Genomic DNA, 16,233 nt, shown 5'->3' with positions numbered 1-16,233 from the left:
GTCGGTATAACGTCGGTATTTTGTCGGTATTGCGTCGGTGCTAGATCGGCGCGGGTTAGCGCAGCATGATCACGTTCCGCCGCGCGCCGCCCGCCTTGGTGTCGGCGAAAGCCTCGTTGATCTGGTCCAGCGACCAGCGGTTCGAGATCAGCTCGTCGAGCTTCAGCCGGCCCTGCGCGTAGAGGTCCATCATCCACGGGATATCGCGCTTGATCACCACCTCGCCCATCTTCGAGCCGATCATGCCCTGGCCGGCCGCGGCAAAATTGGCGGGCTCATAGGTCGAGGCGGCCCCCGAGTGGGGCATGCCCACCATGATCACCCGGCCGCCCCCGGCCAGGTAGCGCGGCGCCTGGTCATAGGCGGGCACGGCGCCCACGGTGACGAAGACCGCATCGGCCCCCCGGCCCATCGCCGCCTTCGCGGCGCGCCACGGCTTCGCCTCGGTCGCCAGCACGCCGTCGGTGGCGCCGAAAGCGCGGGCGTCCTCCAGCTTGGCCTCGCTCATGTCGACGGCGACGATGCGGCGGGCGCCGGCAATCCGGGCGCCCTGGATGGCGTTCAGACCCACGCCGCCCGCGCCGATCACCACCACGTCCTGGCCCGCGCGCAGGCCCGCGGCATTCACCACCGCGCCGATGCCGGTGATCACCCCGCAGGCCAGCAGGCAGGCGGCGTCCATCGCCATCTCCTCGGGCATCTTCACCACCTGGCTGTGATGCACGACGACCTTCTCGGCGAAGGCGCCGCAGGCCATGGCCTGGAACAGCACGCCGCCATCGGCGGTGGAAATCGCGCCCTGATCCCCGTCGAAGGCGGTTTCGCAGCCCGTCGGCCGGCCGCCGCCGCAGCTTGGGCATTCGCCGCAGGCGCGGATCAGCGTCACCACCACCGGGTCGCCCTCGGCCAGCCCGTTGACCCCGGCGCCGACGCCCGTCACGCGCCCCGCCGCCTCGTGACCGTAGACCGCCGGCAGCGTGCCGCCCCAGGCGCCCTCGGCATAGGAAATGTCGGAATGGCAGATCGCCACGGCGTCGAGCGTCACCTCGATCTCGCCCATCTCGGGGGCGCGCAGGCGGATATCCTCGATGACGAGCGGTTTGCCGAACTCGTGGCAGACGGCGGCCTTGATGGTTTGCATTTGCGTCCCTTCCGCAGGTTTTGAGGCCCAGCCTGACCCGGATTCCGTCCGGGGTGCAAGCCGGAAAAACGGGCGGCAGGCGGGCACGGTGCGGCACCCCGCGCCCCCGGGCTTCTTCTTGGTCAAAATACTCCCGGGGGGAGCGTTGAAATCCCGCAGGATTTCAACGTGGGGGGGTGGCCCCCCTGTGCGCCGGTTCAGATATGCCCCGTCTCGCGCAGGAAGTCGGCCAGCAGCGCCGCGTATTCCTCGGGCTTCTCGACGCAGGGCAGGTGCCCCGCCCGGCGCATCAGGTGGAAGGACGACCCCGGCACCAGCTCGACCGTTTCGCGCACGAGGTCGGGCGGGGTGGCGCCATCCTCGGCGCCGGCGATGCCCATGACCGGCAGGCGCAGCCCGCTGGTGGGGGTATAGAAATCGGTGCCGGCGATGGCGGCGCTGCAGCCGATGTAGCCCTCGTCGGGCTGGCTGACGAGCATCTCGCGCCATTGGGCGAGCTGGTCGGAGGCGAGGAAGTCGCGCGAGAACCAGCGTTCCATCACCGCGTCGGCCAGCGCCTCGATCCCGCCCGCGCGCACCGCGTCGATCCGGTCCTGCCACATCTCCTGCGTGCCGATCTTGGCGGCCGTGTTCGACAGCACCAGCGCGCGGACCTGGTCGAGCCGCTTGACCGCCAGCCCCTGGCCGATCAGCCCGCCGATGGAGAGGCCGACGAAGACGGCATCGCGCACCTCCAGGTGGTCGAGCAGCTGTTCGGCATCCCGCACCAGCGCGCCCATCCGGTAGGGGGCCGGCGGGACGGTGCTTTGGCCATGGCCGCGCTTGTCGTAACGGATGATCCGAAGGCCCTGGGGCAGGTGGGGCAGAATGGAATCCCACAAATGCAGGTTGGTGCCGAGCGAGTTGGCGAAGACCACGGGCGCGCCGGTCGGGTCGCCGTCTTCTTCGTAATGCAGGGTGACGTCGTCGAGGGGCAGCTCGGGCATGGGGCCTCCGGTGGTCTTGTGCTTCGCGCCCGGGCCGGGCCCGGGGCCCTGTTGTCGGCTGCGCGAGGTCCCGGGTCAAGCCCGGGACGGGGGGCGTCAATAGGGCAGGCCCACGTAGTTTTCCGCCAGCGCCCGCTGGGCCGCCTCGTTCTCCGCCAGGAAGGCCAGTTCGGCCGCCTGCACGTGCAGGTCGAATTCCGACTGTTCGGGAAAACGGTGGAGCAGGTTGGTTATCGACCAGCTGAAGCGCTGGGTCTTCCAGATGCGTTTCAGCGCGGTCTCGGAATAGCGGTCGAGCCCTTCGCTCTCGCCATCCCGATAATGGGCGACCATGCCGTGATAGAGGTAATGCACGTCGCTGGCCGCGGTGTTGAGCCCCTTGGCGCCGGTGGGCGGCACGATATGGGCGGCGTCGCCGCAGAGACACAGCCGGCCCCAGCGCATCGGCTCGCAGACGAAGGAGCGCAGCGGCGCGATGGATTTCTCGATCGACGGGCCGGTGACGAGCTTTTCGGCGGTGTCCTCGGGCAGGCGGCGCTTGAGCTCGGTCCAGAAGGCGTCATCCTCCCAGTCCTCGGGCCGGTCGGAGAGGGCGCACTGGATGTAATAGCGGCTGAGGTTCGCGTTCCGCATCGAGCAGAGGGCAAAGCCGCGCTCGGAATTGGCGTAGATCAGCTCGTGGTCGACGGGGGGCGTTTCCGACAGGATGCCGAGCCAGCCGAACGGGTAGGTTTTCTCGTACTCGGTGCGCACCGCTTCCGGGATGGCCTGCCGCGAGGGGCCGTGGAAGCCGTCGCAGCCGGCGACGAAGTCGCAGTCGAGCCGGTTGACCCTGCCGCCCTGCAGGAAGGTGATGTAGGGCGCGTCGGTGTCGAGGTCATGCGGCGTGACGCCCGCGCATTCGAAGAGCGTGGTGCCGCCGCCCGCGTCGCGCGCGTCGTAGAGGTCGCGGGTCACCTCGGTCTGGCCGTAGACGATGACGTGATCCCCGGTGAGCTTCTCGAAATCGATGCGGAAGAGCCCGCCCTCGTGGGCGATGCCGGTGCCCTCGTGGATGATGCCTTCCTTGTCCATCCGCGCGCCCACCCCGGCCTCGCGCATGAGCCGGGCAAAGCCGGTTTCCAGCACGCCCGCGCGGATGCGGGCCAGCACGTAGTCGCAGGTCTGGCGTTCGAGCACGACCGTGTCGATGCCCTGTTTCATCAGAAGCTGACCGAGCAGAAGGCCGGACGGCCCCCCGCCGATGATGGCGACCTGCGTGCGCATGGCGTGTCTCCCTTCCCGTCTTCGCCGGCCCGCTTCGGGGGGCCGTTATCCGCTGTATAGGTCCATATGCGCCATCACCTGTCCATGGTCCGACGCCAGCTTGTTATAGGGCGCTTCGGGGTGCGATCCATCGGTGAGGTGATCGTTGAAGGCGCTGAAATAGGTCATTTCGCCGATCCGGTCGTCGAAATCGGGGTGGAAATGGCGCGACAGGAAGATCTGGTCGATCGATTCGAAGACGCCGCCGAAGGCCGCCGTGTAGACCATGTCGCGCAGGGATTTGCGGACGAAGAGCTTTTCGGCGGAATGCAGGCGGACGCGCTCGATATCCTCGGTGATCTGGAGGTTTTCCTGTTCGCTGTAGCGGTCGGTGGGGCTTTGGGCGTCGTGGCGCAGCATCCAGGCGTAGTTGCGGAACGGGGTCTCGCCGGTGATGATCTCCGAGCTGACGGCGTGTTCGCCGTCGTTGAAATCGCCCATGGCCATGACCGGGTTGCCGGCCTGCAGCTCGGCCACGATCTCGCGCCGGAGCACCCAGGCCTCGGCCATGCGGCGCAGCGCCGAGCGGAGGGAGCCCATGGCGCGGCCGACGGGGTCGTATTTCGTGAGGTCCTCTTCCGGGGCATAGGCCGCGCCCTCGGGCTTGATGTGTTCGCCCAGCTTGGATTTCAGGTGGCAGTTGAAGACGGTGATGGTCTGGCCGCCGATGGGGATGCGGGCCTTGAGGATCGGGCGGGAAAGGCGGCGGAGCGTGTAGTGGCCCGCGTCCTGCGCGTCGAGGCCGCGGAGGGGCTGGAACGGGATGTGGAGCGGTTGGAGCAAATCCTGGATGATCTCGGGCGGCTCGGCGAAGCCGAAGCGCGACAGCAGCGCCAGGCCGGGGCGGCGCTTGCCCGGTTGGCCGGTATCGGCGGAGTTGGGGGCGAAGGCCAGCTCGGCCTCGCCGTAGGGGTCGACGCGGATGCGGTCGAAGATGACCTTGCGGTGATAGCGCTTGGACTTGTCGGGGACGGTGGCGGCGTTGAGCACCTCGGCCCGTTCCGAGGCCTCCTCGATCACGTCGATCAGCGGCTCTTCCTCGAAGATCTCCTGAAAGCCCACGATATCGGCGTTCATGGTCAGAAGCTGGTCGGCCAGCCAGTCGGTCTTCCAGGCGTATTCCTCGGGCGTGTATTTCTGGAACTGGTAATATTCCTTGTCGGCGCCGATGAGGTTCTTGACGTTGAAACTGGCGATGGTGAAGCGGGGCATGGCGGACCTTTGGGCTTTGGGTCAGTCGGATGATTGAAAGGATTTGGGGGAAATCTGGGGATAAGCTGCGCGGTTTGGCGCTGTGTAGGAAAGGTGGCAACGTTTTCCGCGCGGAAAACGGGCTGGAGAATGCGCATTTTCCAGCCCGGAATTGGCGCGAATTCCGGGGCGGGGAAAGCTGCGGGCCATGCGCTCAGCCCTTCTTGTCCGGCAGGACGACGAGGGCATGGTCCTGCCCTTCCAGCGCGGCGTCGATGATCGGGGCGATCTCGTCCCAGTCGCCCCCGGCCATGCCCGCGCCGATCAGCGGATAGCCGACCCGGGCGTCGGGGAAGTCCTTGGCGATCGCCTCGAAGGCGGATTTCACGGCGTCGTAATCCACCTTCTTGCCGCGGCCGCGATAGTCGAACTGGGTGTAGGCGTTGACGATGGTCAGCGTGTGATCGTCGCACTCGACCGTGGCATGGGTAATGGTGCCGAGCTTGTCGCGGTCGCCCTTTTCGGTGGCCTTGTCGGCCTTCTCCGCCTCGGGAAACTCTTTCGCGATGATCTTGGCGATGCCCGCGCCCATCTCGTTCTGGCAGTTGCAGCCATGCACGATGACGTCGAACCGCCCGGATTTGCCGAGCTCTACCAGGTCGCCCTCGATGGTTTTCATGGGGTCTCCTCCAATGTGGCCAGCGCGCGGCCGAAGATGGTGGCATCGACATTGCCGCCGGAGATGGTGCAGATCACCGTATCGCCCTCGATCTCGTCGCCGTGGTAGAGCGCGGCGGCCAGCGCCGCGGCGCCACCGGGTTCGGCCACCAGCTTCAGACGCTGGAAGGCCACGCCCATGGCGCGCAGGCAGTCCTCTTCGCTGACCGCGATGCCGGGGCCGCAGAGGCGTTGCAGGATCGGGAAGGTGATCTCGCCCGGCGAGGGCGTGAGGATGGCGTCGCAGATATTGCCCGAGGCGCGGGCGTTGCCCTCGCGCTGGCCGGATTTGAGCGAGCGGGTGACGTCGTCGAAGCCTTCCGGCTCGACCGGGCGGGCGCGGAGGCCCGGCGCCTCGGCCTCGCAGGCCATGGCGATGCCCGAGGTCAGCCCGCCGCCGCCGCAGCAGACCAGCACGTCGGCGCGTTCGATGCCCGCCTCGCGCGCCTGTTCGACGATTTCGAGCCCGCAGGTGCCTTGCCCCGCGATCACCAGCGGCTCGTCATAGGGCCGGACGAGGGTCAGGCCCCGCTCGGCTTCGAGCGCGTCGCCCACCGCCTCGCGGCTTTCGCCGCCGGCGCGGTCGTAGAGCACCACCTCGGCGCCCAGGGCGCGGGTGTTGTCGATCTTCAGCTTCGGCGCATCGGCCGGCATGATGATGACCGCCGGCACGCCGTATTCGGCGGCTGCCTTGGCCACGCCCTGCGCGTGGTTGCCGCTGGAATAGGCGAGGACGCCCTTGGCGCGCGTCTCAGGGTCGAGCCCCGATAGGGCGGAGCGGCCGCCGCGATACTTGAAGCTGCCGGTGTGTTGCAGGCATTCGGCCTTCACGAAGACGCGGCGGCCGGCAATTTCGTCAAGGAAGGGGGAGGAGAGCAGGGGCGTGCGCCGGGCGTGGCCTTTCAGCCGCTCGGCGGCGGCGCGGATCATGGTGATGTCGCTCAAGTGGTTCTCTCCAGCAGGGCGCGGATCGCGGTGAGGGATTCGGGTTCGTCGAGGAAGGGCACGTGGCCCCTGCCGGGGACGACGGCGGTGATCATGTCGGGGTGGCGGGCCTTCATCCTGCCTTGCGTCTCGGCGGTAAAGAGGTCGGAATTCTGCCCGCGGATCGAGGCGAGCGGCTGGTCCTTCAGCCCGTCGAAGAGCTGCCAGAGGTCGGGCGCGTCGCCCGCGCCGGCCTGGCCGATCATGGCGTCGCGCAGGCGCGAGTCGTAGCGGATGCCGATGCCGCCATCGTCGGGCTTTTCGAACCACATGAACTCCGCCTGCTCGCGCCAGCGTGTCAGCGGCACGCCGGGAAAGGCGGCCTCGTTGCCCGCTTTCAGCGCCTCGGCGGCGCTGTCGAGATCGGGGAAGGGGGGCGTCTTGCCCACGTAATCCATGATCCGCTCGATGCCGATGGGGGCGACCTCGGGGCCGATATCGTTGAGCACCACGCCGTTCAGCCGGTCGGGATGGGTGTGGGAGAGGGCCATGGCAATCAGCCCGCCGCGCGAGGTCCCGATGATGGTGGCCTTGTCGAGCCCGAGGTGATCGAGCAGTTCGACCGCATCCTGCCCTTCGCGCAGGATGTTGTAGGTCATGTAATCCTCGGCATAGTCGGATTGCCCGCGCCCGCGATAATCGAGCCTTATCAGGCGGGTCCCGGCCATGTGCGGCACGAGGTAGGTGAAATCGGTGGTGTTGCGGGTGAGCCCGGCAAGGCAGAGGACGGGCGGGCCCTCGCCCTGATCCTCGTAGAAGAGCGACAGGCCGTCGGAGGTGGTGAAGCTGGGCATCAGGCGGCAATCTCCGGTATGCCGGTGAGGTCTTTCATCACCGCCTCTGGCCGGGCGGGCAGGCGGTCGATGGGCTGGCCGGCGCGGTTGACCCAGGCGGTGCGGAAGCCGTAGCCCGCGGCGGCCGCGGCATCCCAGCCGTTGGAGGAGACGAAGAGCACCTCCTCCTTGGCGCAGCCGAAGCGCTCGCCCACGAGGTCATAGACGGTGCGGGCGGGCTTGAAGATGCCGACGCTCTCGACCGAGAGCACGTCGTCGAGCAGCGCGCCGATGCCGGCCGATTGCACCGCGCCGTCGAGCATGGCGGGCGAGCCATTGGAGAGGATGGCGGTGGTTTTGCCGTTATCCTTCAGGGTTCTGAGCATGTCGGGCACTTCCGGGAAGGCCTCGAGCTCCCAGTAGAGTTGCAGCAGGCGTTCGCGCAGCTCCGGATCGCCCGCCAGCCCCTCGGCCTCGAGCGCCCAGTCGAGCCCGTCCTGCGTGACCTGCCAGAAATCGGTATGCTCGGCGGTGATCGCCCGGAGCCAGGTGTATTGAAGCTGTTTCGCGCGCCAGTGCTCGGCGATGGCGGGCCAGTGGGTGCGGAACGCCTCGCGCCCCGGCTCCTCGGCGGCGGTGCGGGCGGCGGCGGCCACGTCGAAGAGCGTGCCGTAGGCGTCGAAGATGCAGGTGGTGATGGCCATGGGTTTCCTCCCCCTCACGGGCGGCAGGTTGGCATGTCTGGCGGGCGGGTGAAAGGCCCATTTCTTTCAAGAAATATCGGGTCTACGGTTGCGCGCGGGCGCGCGTCGGTTTGCAATTCGGGTTCGGCGTTGCTACGTTGAGGTTTGTCGAGACAAGCACCCGCGCAGACCGCGGCCTTGTAAACCCATTCCCAAACCGATCGGATTCCATATGACCCAGGCAAAGACGGGCGACACCGTACGTATTCACTACACCGGCACCTTGACTGACGGTTCCACCTTCGACAGCAGCGAAGGGCGCGACCCGCTGGAATTCACCGTGGGCTCGGGCCAGATCATCCCCGGCCTCGATGCCGCCCTTCCGGGTATGGAAGAGGGCGAGAAGAAGACCGTCGAGGTTCCCGCGGACGAGGCCTATGGCCAGCCCGACCCGAATGCCAAGCAGGCCGTGCCGCGCGCCGACATTCCCGAGGATATCCCGCTGGATATCGGCACCCAGCTGCAGGTGCAGACGCCGCAGGGGCAGGTGATGCCGGTGACGGTGGCGGAAGTGACCGAGGAGCAGGTGATCCTCGACGCCAACCACCCGCTGGCGGGCAAGGACCTGACGTTCAACATCGAGCTGGTCTCGGTGGCCTGACGATATACGCCGGTTTCTTCTGGTGAAGTGAAACGCGCGCAAGGCCGAGGGGCCTTGCGCGCGTTTTTCGTGTGGGGGTGAGGAGCCGGGCGAGGGGCTGCCCGTGGGGTGGCGCCTCCGACGCTGCTGGCAGGCACTTTCATGGTGCCTTGCGAATCTTCATTCTCGAGGAAAGACTGGCCTGTCGAAAGCGCCAGCCCGTCGGGACGGGCAGCCGCTCGCCCGGCGGGCTTCGCCCTTGTTCCGGGCGGGGTGCCATTCCTAGATCGGGCGCTCGCCCGGCGGTTCTCTATCCTAACCGAGCTCCAGCAGAACCGCCCCGGCGCGGCCCGGTTCCAGCACGATGTCCTGTGCCTCGGCGGCCTTTTCCAGCGGGAGGACATGCTCCACCTCCGGTTTCAGCGACCCGTCGGTCAGCGCCTTGTGCAGCCGGTCGATGGCCTCGAAACGGGGGCCGTCGGGCAGGATGTAAATCAGCGTGATATCGACTTTCAGCGCCTTGAACAGGAACGGCCCGAAGGGCAGTTCCGGCGTCATGTTCTTGACCGAGCCATAGGCGGCGATGGTGCCGAGCGGCTTCATCACCTCGGCCAGGAGCGGGGCGTTCACGCCGAATTCCACCTCGACCGCCCGGTCGATGCCTTGGCCGCCGGTCAGCTCGGTGATCTTCGCGGCCAGTTCGGGGTCGGCATAATCGAGCACGTGGTCGGCGCCCGCCGCCTTGACCCGGTCGGCGCCGCCCGAGGAGCAGGTGGCGATGACCGTGGCGCCGCCGGACCTGGCAAGCTGCACCGCGTTGTGGCCCACGGCACCGGCGCCGCCGCTGACCAGCAGGGTCTGCCCGGCCACGTCGCCGCCGCCGAAGACGGTCTGCGCCGCCGTCAGGCCGGGGATGCCCAGCGTGGCGCCGGCCTCGAGCGAGACGCCCTCGGGCAGCGGCACGGCCTGCGCCTCGGGAAGGGCGATATATTCGGCGGCGGTGCCGAAGGGGCGCTGCCACTGGCCGTTCCAGATCCAGACGCGCTGGCCCACGCGGGCCGCGTCGACACCCTCGCCCACCGCCTCGATCACGCCGCTGCCGTCGGAATGGGGGATGATTCGGGGGTAGGGCGGCTTGGTGACCCCGGGGCGAGAGCCGGCGCGGGCCTTGGCATCCGACGGGTTTACGCCCGAGAAGGCCACGCGGACAAGCACCTCGCCCGGCCCGGCGGAGGGGGCGTCGGCCTCGCCCGTTTCGAGGACCTCGGCGGCGGGGCCGAAACGTTCATACCAAGCGGCGCGCATGTCGCTCTCCTTGTCGCTGAAATTCCAAGTGAATCACCGGCTTGCGGGCATGTGTAAAGGATTTGTTTACCATGCGCACCTAATGGTCGGGGTCCTGAAAGTAAACGGACGGTGGCACATGAGCATTGAAAGACGACCTGCACTCTACATCGCGGCCCTCGCGGTATCGGCCGGGCTGGCCGGTTGCGGCACGCCCGAAAGCATGACCGAACCGATCGTGTCGGCCTTCAACGAGGCGAGCGTGGAAATTCAGGTGGGGCAGGGCGACATGGGGTTCATGTCGGAGGAGCTGCGAACCCAGGCGATCGCAAGGGCCGATGCAAAGGCGGTGGAGATCTGTGCGCGCGGGCCGAACCGCCGGGCGGAGTTCGCAAGCCAGAGGCGCGTGCCCATAAACCAGTATGTGTCGGTGACGAAAAGGCTTTACCTGTGCCTTAAATAACGCGGTCGGCGGCCCGTTCGAGATACGCCGGGCCGTCGCACCTATCCCTTACTTCCCGGTGCGGCGCAGGCGAATGACCACGTCGACGCTGGCCACCTCGGCCCCTTCCGGGGCCTTGGGCAGGCGGGCGATCTCGAGCTCCTCGGCCGGGGCGTCGGTCAGTTTCTGGTCGTCTTCCCAGAAGAAATGCGGGTGATCGTGGGTGTTGGTGTCGAAATAGCTTTTCGAGCCGTCCACCGTGATCTCCTGCACGAGGCCGGCGTCGCAGAACGCCTTGACCGTGTTGTAGATCGTCGCCAGCGACACTTTCTCGCAGGCCTCCTGCGCCGAGGCGTAGAGGCTTTCGGCGGTGAAATGGCGGTGCCGGCCGTCACCGATCAGCAGCGTCGCGAGGGCGACGCGCTGTCTGGTCGGTCTCAGGCCCGAGCCTGCTAGCCACGCTTTCGCACGTGTGTTCGCTTGCGTTTCGGTCATTTCGTACCTCTTCGATCGGGTGCAATATAAGCAGTGGGACCGGGGGATTTCAAACAGATTTCATGGGTATGGCCTTCTGTCGCGGGGGTTTCGCGGGCTTGCAAGGCGCTTTGCCGCGATGGTAAGCAGCGGGGACTGTGCCGTATCCAACATGAAAGGGTCGCCTGAATGGCCGACTACCCGAGCAGCTTCGACAAAGATGACCTGCTGAAATGTGCCCGGGGGGAATTGTTCGGCCCCGGCAACGCCCAGCTGCCCGAGCCGCCGATGCTGATGATGGACCGGATCACCGATATTTCGGCCGATGGCGGGCTGCATGGCAAGGGGCACGTGGTGGCGGAATTCGACATCACCCCCGACCTGTGGTTCTTCGAATGCCACTTTCCGGGCAACCCGATCATGCCGGGCTGCCTGGGGCTTGACGGGCTGTGGCAGCTGACCGGCTTCAACCTCGGCTGGCGCGGCTGGCCCGGGCGGGGCATGGCCGTGGGCGTGGGCGAGGTCAAGCTCAAGGGCATGGTGCGGCCCGACCGCAAGATGCTGACCTATTACGTCGATTTCACCAAGGCCGTGCAGACCCGCCGCCTGACCATGGGCGTGGCCGATGGCCGGGTCGAGGCGGATGGCGAGGAAATCTACCAGGTCAAGGACATGAAGGTGGCGCTCAGCGAGGGCTGAGCGCCTTCGGCGACAGGAGCCGCCCCTGCCATCTTGCACCACCCTTCCCCAATGCCCTACAAGGCGTTGAGACAGCTAGGGAGGCAATATGCGCCGTGTCGTCGTCACCGGGCTGGGGATCGTCTCCAGCATTGGCAACAATGCCGAGGAAGTCCTTGCGTCGCTCAAGGGCGGCAAGTCCGGAATCACCGCCAACGAGGAGATGGCCGAGCACGGCTTTCGCAGCCGGATCGCGGGCGATCTGAAGATCGACCTGTCCGAGCATGTCGACAAGCGGACCCTGCGCTTCATGGGGCCGGGGGCGGCCTATGCCCATATCGCCATGCAGCAGGCGATTGCCGATGCGGGGCTCGATGAGGGCGATATCGTCAACCCGCGCACCGGGCTGGTGGCGGGGTCCGGCGGGCCGTCGACCTCTGCCATGCTGAGCGCGCACCAGACCGTGCTCAAGACCGGCGGGACCAAGCGGATCGGGCCCTTCGCGGTGCCGAAATGCATGTGCTCGACCGTGTCGGCGAACCTGTCGACCGCCTTCAAGATCAAGGGCATCAACTATTCGATCACCTCGGCCTGCTCCACCTCGCTGCATTGCATCGGCAACGCGGCCGAGCAGATCATGATGGGAAAGCAGGACGTGATGTTCGCCGGCGGCGGCGAGGAGCTGGACTGGACGCTGTCGTGCCTCTTCGACGCGATGGGCGCGATGTCGTCCAAGCGCAACGACACACCCGAGGCGGCGAGCCGGGCGTTCGATGCCGACCGCGACGGGTTCGTGATTTCCGGCGGCGGCGGGATGTTGGTGCTGGAGGATCTCGAGCACGCACAGGCCCGCGGCGCGAAAATCTATGCCGAGGTCACGGGTTACGCCGCCACATCGGACGGGCATGACATGGTGGCCCCCTCGGGCGAGGGTGGCGAGCGGGCCATGCGGCTGGCGCTCGATCAGCTCGGCAGCGACCGCAAGGTGGGCTACATCAACGCCCATGGCACCTCGACCCCCGTGGGCGATGCCGGCGAGGTAGCCGCGGTGCGCCGCATCTTCGGCGAGGGCAACGTGCCGCCGATCAGCTCGACCAAGTCGATGACCGGCCATGCGCAGGGCGCGGCCGGCGCGCTCGAGGCGATCTTCTGCCTGCTGGCGCTGGAGCATGATTTCATCATCCCGTCGATCAATGTCGACACGCTCGACCCGGAGATCAACGAGGGCGAGATCGCCACGGAATGCGCCGAGAATGCCGGGCTCGACACGGTGATGACCAATTCCTTCGGCTTCGGCGGCACCAACGGCTCGATGCTGATGAGCAAGTACCACGGATAGGCAATAACAGATGAACAATTCGATGAAGGGCATGCGCGGGCTGGTCATGGGCGTTGCGAATGAACGCTCGATCGCCTGGGGCATCGCCCGGGCCATGCACGAGGCGGGCGCCGAGCTGGCGTTCTCCTACCAGGGCGAGGCCTTCGGCAAGCGGGTGCAGCCGCTGGCGGCGACCTTGGATTCGGACGTGCTGCTCGATATCGACGTGACCGACGAGGCTTCGCTCGACGCGGCGTTCGAGAAGCTGGGCGAGACCTGGCCCACGATCGACTTCCTCGTTCATGCCATCGCCTATTCGGACAAGTCCGAGCTGACCGGCCGGTTCCTCAACACCAGCCGGCACAATTTCAAGCATTCGATGGACATCTCCTGTTATTCCTTCATCGAGGTCGCCCGCCGGGCGCATCCGCTGATGACGGAGAAGGGCGGCACGATGCTGACCCTCACCTACCAGGGGTCGAACCGGGTGGCGCCGAATTACAACGTGATGGGCGTGGCCAAGGCGGCGCTGGAGGCCACGACGCGCTACCTTGCCAACGACCTCGGGCCGGAAGGCATCCGGGTCAACGCCATCTCGCCGGGGCCCATGAAGACGCTGGCGGGCGCGGCCATCGGCGGCGCGCGGCGCACCTTCCGGCATACGGAAGAGAACGCGCCGCTTCGCGCCAACGCCACGCTCGAGGCGATCGGCGGCACGGCGGTCTACCTCGCCTCGCCCGCAGGGGCCTGTACCACGGGCGAGATCATCCATGTCGATGGCGGCTATCACGTGCTGGGGATGCCGCAGGCCGAGAACCTCTGAACGGGCGGCCCGGGCCTGTCCACAGGCCCGATTCCCGCCATCGTTCGGTCGCGCTTTGGCCAAACCGGCCTGTTACGCGGCGGGCATGGATTACATTCAGAAAGCCCAGGAACGGTATACCGAGAAACCCCATGTGGGGCGCTCGACACGGGCGCGGCGCTGGGCGCGCACGGTGTTCGCGCTGCTGATCTTCGCCTGTCTCTTCGGCATCTGGCAGGAGCGGGCGCTGGCCCCGCCGGTGCATGACGGGATGCACAGCATGGTCGACCACGTGATCTATGCCATGGAAAACTCCGACGATATCCGCGGCTTCGTGAAACAGACCTTCGGCAGCCCCTCGGGCACCAGCGTCCAGCAGGAGTTCGACCCGATCACCCGCTGGCTGCTGAAATGGACAAGCTGAGCCGGGGCGACTGACAGCTGAAAGCGGGCGGGCTTGACGGCCCGCCACGGCGACCCCACCTCATATCGGGCCATGCCGACGCAAAAACGCTCCCACCCGAACGTGCCGGGCATCGACCAGAGCGACAGGCTTGTTCCGGTCAACCTGCGCCAGAGCGGGCAGACGCCCGTTCAGATGCTGATCTCGACACGGGTCCGCAAATCCCCCTTCTGGCACCTCTCGGTCGAGGCGGGCGCGTGGCGCGCCACCGTCTACAACCGCATGTATCACCCGCGCGGCTATATTCGCCCCGAGGATGGCGGCGCGATGGCCGAATACCGGGCGCTGGTGCATGGCGTGACCCTGTGGAACGTGGCGGTCGAGCGCCAGATTCGGGTGAAGGGCAAGCAGGCGGAAGACTTCGTCAACTACGTCATCACCCGCGATGCCAGCCGCATCAAGGTGAAGCGGGGCAAATACTGCATCCTGTGCAACGAGAAGGGCGGCATCCTGAACGATCCGGTCGTGCTGCGCCCCGCGCGCGACGAGTTCTGGTTCTCCTTGTCCGACAGCGACCTGATGCTGTGGCTTCAGGGGGTGAACACGCCCAAGCGCTGGGACGTGGAGATCGACGAGATCGACGTGGCGCCGCTGCAGATTCAGGGGCCGCTGTCGGAGGACATGATGGCCGAGCTGATTGGCGAGGACCTGCGCAAGATCCCCTATTACGGGCTGATGGAGGCCGAGATCGGCGGCGCGCCGGTGCTGATCAGCCAGACCGGGTTTTCCGGCGAAAAGGGCTACGAGGTCTATGTCTACAACGCCCACGAGACGGCCGAGCAGGTCTGGTACGCCCTGCGCGGCGTGGGGGCGCGCTATGGCCTGCGGGTGATCGCGCCGGGCCACCACCGCCGCATCGCCGCCGGCATCCTGAGCTGGGGGCAGGACATGGATCACGAGACCTCGCCCTTCCAGGTCAACCTGGCTTTCCAGGTGCCGAAGAAGAAAGAGGCCGACTATATCGGCAAGGCCGCGCTGGAGAAGCAGCGCGAGCAGATCGAGGCGGGCAGCTACCCGTTCAGCCTCAAGCTGGTCGGCATGAAGATGGGCGGCCGCCCGATCACCGATTACGCGCCGGATTTCTGGCTGATCCAGAACGGCAAGGGGATACGCTGCGGCTATGTCACCTCGCCCTGGTGGTCGCCGGAGCTGGAGACGAACATCGCGCTGGGCTACGTGCCGTGGTCGCTGTCGAAGGTGGGCACCGGGTTGAAGGTGGAACTGCCCGAGATCTATGCCGAGCAATCCGGCGTGCCGGTGGACGCGGTCGTCTCGGAAGTGCCGTTTGTGGCCTCGGAGCACCCCAGCGCGCGGGAGCAGAAGAAGGGCGGGTGAGGCGTTTTCTTGAAAAGAAAACGGGCCGAAATCTTTCAAATATTTCGGGGCGTTGCGCCTAGAACCACTGTCCCGGCTCCATCAGCCCGAGGTCGAGCAACTGGCGCGAATGCCACTCGAACGGGGCCGAGTTGTGCCAGCGGAAATCGTGGATGTCGAAGGTCGAGCCCGGGTTCGTCTTGAGCGCCTTGGCGGTGCGGAAGGACACCACCGCCGCCGTCAGGTTGTTGTGCCAGGGGCAGGCATAGGTGTTGTATTCCTCGTCCGAAAACGTGTGGTTCTCGCGCAGTGTCAAGCCCGGCTTGGCCCGGAACAGCGAGATCCGGTCGATCTTGCGCCGCTCGGGCGGGATATGCTCCTCGTAGCGCCAGCGCAGGCCGCCGTAGAAATCGAGCTGCCGCTCCTTGGGGTGGTTGTGGTTGTCGGGATCGTTGCGGGCCAGCGCGTAATAGCCCGACTTGTCGAGATTGGCATCCTCCAGCGCGACCGCGTTCTCGTGGCGGTCCAGGTCGCCCGCGTAGATGTCGATCACGTAGGTGAGCATCGCGTCGCGCCGTTCCTCGCCGTGGAAGGTGGCCAGCTCGCCCACGGTGCGGGATTCGCAGAACGGGAAGAACAGGTACTCGGCATTGAAGCAGTAATAGAGCCAGATGCCCGGCGCCGCCGCGATCACCCGGTTGACCACGTCGGTGAACCCCGCCGCGCGCTTGACGTCATGATCGACCCGGATGACCTTGCGCGCGACATCCGCCGCCAGCGGGAAGGCTGGCGGCATCAGCGCCACCACCTGCCTGAAGCCCAGGTCGACATGGTGGCGCAGGGTGCTGTCGATCTCGATCTCGTCCTCGATGAAGATCAGCGCGACCGGCCCTTTGGCCAGCAGCGCGGCACCGTTCGACAGGAACGCGTTGAGGCTGGAATGGCGCATGTGTCTTACCTGTCTGTCCTCTGGCGGCCCGGCCCCGAGACTCGGCCAATTCGCGATGCATTGCAAGTGACCCCGGCCTTGATGTAGGG

General features: G+C 66.8%; 18 protein-coding genes. 7 read left to right on the top strand and 11 right to left on the bottom strand.

Annotation, left to right across the window (positions count from 1 at the left end; genetic code table 11):
* Window positions 1-55 precede the first annotated feature (55 nt).
* The 8 genes from RLN94_RS20835 to RLN94_RS20800 form a co-directional block, all read right to left on the bottom strand.
* The gene (locus RLN94_RS20835; protein WP_350126091.1) at window positions 56-1,141 is read right to left on the bottom strand and encodes a zinc-binding dehydrogenase; all 1,086 of its coding nucleotides are present in this window, start codon (window positions 1,139-1,141) and stop codon (window positions 56-58) included.
* 197 nt (window positions 1,142-1,338) lie between these two features.
* Window positions 1,339-2,127: a 3-oxoadipate enol-lactonase gene (pcaD, locus tag RLN94_RS20830; protein WP_350126089.1), complete on the bottom strand. Its 789-nt coding sequence runs from the start codon at window positions 2,125-2,127 to the stop codon at window positions 1,339-1,341.
* Between the two features lie 96 nt (window positions 2,128-2,223).
* Window positions 2,224-3,393 (bottom strand): 4-hydroxybenzoate 3-monooxygenase, encoded by a 1,170-nt coding sequence (gene pobA / locus RLN94_RS20825; protein ID WP_350169532.1) that lies wholly within the window; start codon window positions 3,391-3,393, stop codon window positions 2,224-2,226.
* 45 nt (window positions 3,394-3,438) lie between these two features.
* Entirely contained in the window at window positions 3,439-4,644 is a 1,206-nt protein-coding gene (locus RLN94_RS20820) for an endonuclease/exonuclease/phosphatase family protein (protein WP_350126083.1), read from the bottom strand.
* A 193-nt stretch (window positions 4,645-4,837) separates the two neighbouring features.
* Entirely contained in the window at window positions 4,838-5,302 is a 465-nt protein-coding gene (locus tag RLN94_RS20815; protein ID WP_350126080.1) for a macro domain-containing protein, read from the bottom strand.
* Window positions 5,299-6,285, bottom strand: a complete 987-nt coding sequence (locus RLN94_RS20810; protein WP_350126077.1) for a threonine ammonia-lyase — start codon at window positions 6,283-6,285, stop codon at window positions 5,299-5,301. Before RLN94_RS20810 ends, RLN94_RS20815 begins: the two co-directional genes overlap by 4 nt.
* Window positions 6,282-7,118: an alpha/beta fold hydrolase gene (locus RLN94_RS20805; protein ID WP_350126074.1), complete on the bottom strand. Its 837-nt coding sequence runs from the start codon at window positions 7,116-7,118 to the stop codon at window positions 6,282-6,284. Before RLN94_RS20805 ends, RLN94_RS20810 begins: the two co-directional genes overlap by 4 nt.
* Window positions 7,118-7,801, bottom strand: coding sequence for a haloacid dehalogenase type II (locus RLN94_RS20800; protein ID WP_350126071.1), 684 nt, complete (start codon window positions 7,799-7,801; stop codon window positions 7,118-7,120). The genes RLN94_RS20805 and RLN94_RS20800 overlap by 1 nt, the downstream gene beginning before the upstream one ends.
* A gap of 211 nt (window positions 7,802-8,012) precedes the next feature.
* On the opposite strand from RLN94_RS20800, the gene RLN94_RS20795 reads away from it, so the two are divergent.
* Window positions 8,013-8,441 carry an FKBP-type peptidyl-prolyl cis-trans isomerase gene (locus RLN94_RS20795; RefSeq protein WP_300893833.1) on the top strand — a complete coding sequence of 143 codons (429 nt, stop codon included), beginning with the start codon at window positions 8,013-8,015 and terminating at the stop codon, window positions 8,439-8,441.
* A gap of 294 nt (window positions 8,442-8,735) precedes the next feature.
* On the opposite strand, the gene RLN94_RS20790 is transcribed toward RLN94_RS20795, so the two are convergent.
* Window positions 8,736-9,725: an NADPH:quinone reductase gene (locus RLN94_RS20790; protein WP_350126066.1), complete on the bottom strand. Its 990-nt coding sequence runs from the start codon at window positions 9,723-9,725 to the stop codon at window positions 8,736-8,738.
* A 118-nt stretch (window positions 9,726-9,843) separates the two neighbouring features.
* Between RLN94_RS20790 and RLN94_RS20785 the strand changes: the two genes are divergently transcribed.
* On the top strand, window positions 9,844-10,167 hold the full coding sequence (locus tag RLN94_RS20785) for a hypothetical protein (RefSeq protein WP_350126063.1): 324 nt from the start codon (window positions 9,844-9,846) through the stop codon (window positions 10,165-10,167).
* Window positions 10,168-10,215: 48 nt separating this feature from the next.
* Here RLN94_RS20785 and irrA read toward each other — a convergent pair whose 3' ends face one another.
* The gene (irrA, locus tag RLN94_RS20780; RefSeq protein ID WP_350126060.1) at window positions 10,216-10,641 is read right to left on the bottom strand and encodes an iron response transcriptional regulator IrrA; all 426 of its coding nucleotides are present in this window, start codon (window positions 10,639-10,641) and stop codon (window positions 10,216-10,218) included.
* Between the two features lie 168 nt (window positions 10,642-10,809).
* Between irrA and fabA the strand changes: the two genes are divergently transcribed.
* The 5 genes from fabA to RLN94_RS20755 all read left to right on the top strand — a co-directional run bounded on the left by fabA (window position 10,810) and on the right by RLN94_RS20755 (window position 15,216).
* Window positions 10,810-11,319 carry a bifunctional 3-hydroxydecanoyl-ACP dehydratase/trans-2-decenoyl-ACP isomerase gene (gene fabA / locus RLN94_RS20775; protein WP_350126058.1) on the top strand — a complete coding sequence of 170 codons (510 nt, stop codon included), beginning with the start codon at window positions 10,810-10,812 and terminating at the stop codon, window positions 11,317-11,319.
* A gap of 88 nt (window positions 11,320-11,407) precedes the next feature.
* Window positions 11,408-12,637, top strand: a complete 1,230-nt coding sequence (fabB, locus tag RLN94_RS20770; protein WP_350126055.1) for a beta-ketoacyl-ACP synthase I — start codon at window positions 11,408-11,410, stop codon at window positions 12,635-12,637.
* Between the two features lie 10 nt (window positions 12,638-12,647).
* Window positions 12,648-13,439 carry an enoyl-ACP reductase FabI gene (locus tag RLN94_RS20765; protein WP_350126052.1) on the top strand — a complete coding sequence of 264 codons (792 nt, stop codon included), beginning with the start codon at window positions 12,648-12,650 and terminating at the stop codon, window positions 13,437-13,439.
* A gap of 85 nt (window positions 13,440-13,524) precedes the next feature.
* Complete coding sequence (locus RLN94_RS20760; protein WP_350126049.1) at window positions 13,525-13,842, top strand: hypothetical protein; 318 nt, start codon at window positions 13,525-13,527, stop codon at window positions 13,840-13,842.
* A gap of 72 nt (window positions 13,843-13,914) precedes the next feature.
* On the top strand, window positions 13,915-15,216 hold the full coding sequence (locus RLN94_RS20755; RefSeq protein ID WP_350126046.1) for an aminomethyl transferase family protein: 1,302 nt from the start codon (window positions 13,915-13,917) through the stop codon (window positions 15,214-15,216).
* A 58-nt stretch (window positions 15,217-15,274) separates the two neighbouring features.
* Here RLN94_RS20755 and RLN94_RS20750 read toward each other — a convergent pair whose 3' ends face one another.
* Window positions 15,275-16,144 (bottom strand): hypothetical protein, encoded by an 870-nt coding sequence (locus RLN94_RS20750; RefSeq protein WP_350126043.1) that lies wholly within the window; start codon window positions 16,142-16,144, stop codon window positions 15,275-15,277.
* Window positions 16,145-16,233 lie beyond the last annotated feature (89 nt).

This window comes from Roseovarius sp., assembly GCF_040223625.1.
Taxonomy (GTDB): domain Bacteria; phylum Pseudomonadota; class Alphaproteobacteria; order Rhodobacterales; family Rhodobacteraceae; genus Roseovarius.
Note: the sequence above shows the minus strand (reverse complement) of the source record. Positions and strands in the feature narration are given on the sequence as shown.

What these genes read in the sequence shown, in the direction of transcription:
- RLN94_RS20835 (WP_350126091.1), bottom strand. Translation starts at nt 1,141, where the DNA reads ATGCAAACCATCAAGGCCGCCGTCTGCCACGAGTTCGGCAAACCGCTC.
- pcaD (WP_350126089.1), bottom strand. Translation starts at nt 2,127, where the DNA reads ATGCCCGAGCTGCCCCTCGACGACGTCACCCTGCATTACGAAGAAGAC.
- pobA (WP_350169532.1), bottom strand. Translation starts at nt 3,393, where the DNA reads ATGCGCACGCAGGTCGCCATCATCGGCGGGGGGCCGTCCGGCCTTCTG.
- RLN94_RS20820 (WP_350126083.1), bottom strand. Translation starts at nt 4,644, where the DNA reads ATGCCCCGCTTCACCATCGCCAGTTTCAACGTCAAGAACCTCATCGGC.
- RLN94_RS20815 (WP_350126080.1), bottom strand. Translation starts at nt 5,302, where the DNA reads ATGAAAACCATCGAGGGCGACCTGGTAGAGCTCGGCAAATCCGGGCGG.
- RLN94_RS20805 (WP_350126074.1), bottom strand. Translation starts at nt 7,118, where the DNA reads ATGCCCAGCTTCACCACCTCCGACGGCCTGTCGCTCTTCTACGAGGAT.
- RLN94_RS20800 (WP_350126071.1), bottom strand. Translation starts at nt 7,801, where the DNA reads ATGGCCATCACCACCTGCATCTTCGACGCCTACGGCACGCTCTTCGAC.
- RLN94_RS20795 (WP_300893833.1), top strand. Translation starts at nt 8,013, where the DNA reads ATGACCCAGGCAAAGACGGGCGACACCGTACGTATTCACTACACCGGC.
- RLN94_RS20790 (WP_350126066.1), bottom strand. Translation starts at nt 9,725, where the DNA reads ATGCGCGCCGCTTGGTATGAACGTTTCGGCCCCGCCGCCGAGGTCCTC.
- RLN94_RS20785 (WP_350126063.1), top strand. Translation starts at nt 9,844, where the DNA reads ATGAGCATTGAAAGACGACCTGCACTCTACATCGCGGCCCTCGCGGTA.
- irrA (WP_350126060.1), bottom strand. Translation starts at nt 10,641, where the DNA reads ATGACCGAAACGCAAGCGAACACACGTGCGAAAGCGTGGCTAGCAGGC.
- fabA (WP_350126058.1), top strand. Translation starts at nt 10,810, where the DNA reads ATGGCCGACTACCCGAGCAGCTTCGACAAAGATGACCTGCTGAAATGT.
- fabB (WP_350126055.1), top strand. Translation starts at nt 11,408, where the DNA reads ATGCGCCGTGTCGTCGTCACCGGGCTGGGGATCGTCTCCAGCATTGGC.
- RLN94_RS20765 (WP_350126052.1), top strand. Translation starts at nt 12,648, where the DNA reads ATGAACAATTCGATGAAGGGCATGCGCGGGCTGGTCATGGGCGTTGCG.
- RLN94_RS20760 (WP_350126049.1), top strand. Translation starts at nt 13,525, where the DNA reads ATGGATTACATTCAGAAAGCCCAGGAACGGTATACCGAGAAACCCCAT.
- RLN94_RS20755 (WP_350126046.1), top strand. Translation starts at nt 13,915, where the DNA reads ATGCCGACGCAAAAACGCTCCCACCCGAACGTGCCGGGCATCGACCAG.
- RLN94_RS20750 (WP_350126043.1), bottom strand. Translation starts at nt 16,144, where the DNA reads ATGCGCCATTCCAGCCTCAACGCGTTCCTGTCGAACGGTGCCGCGCTG.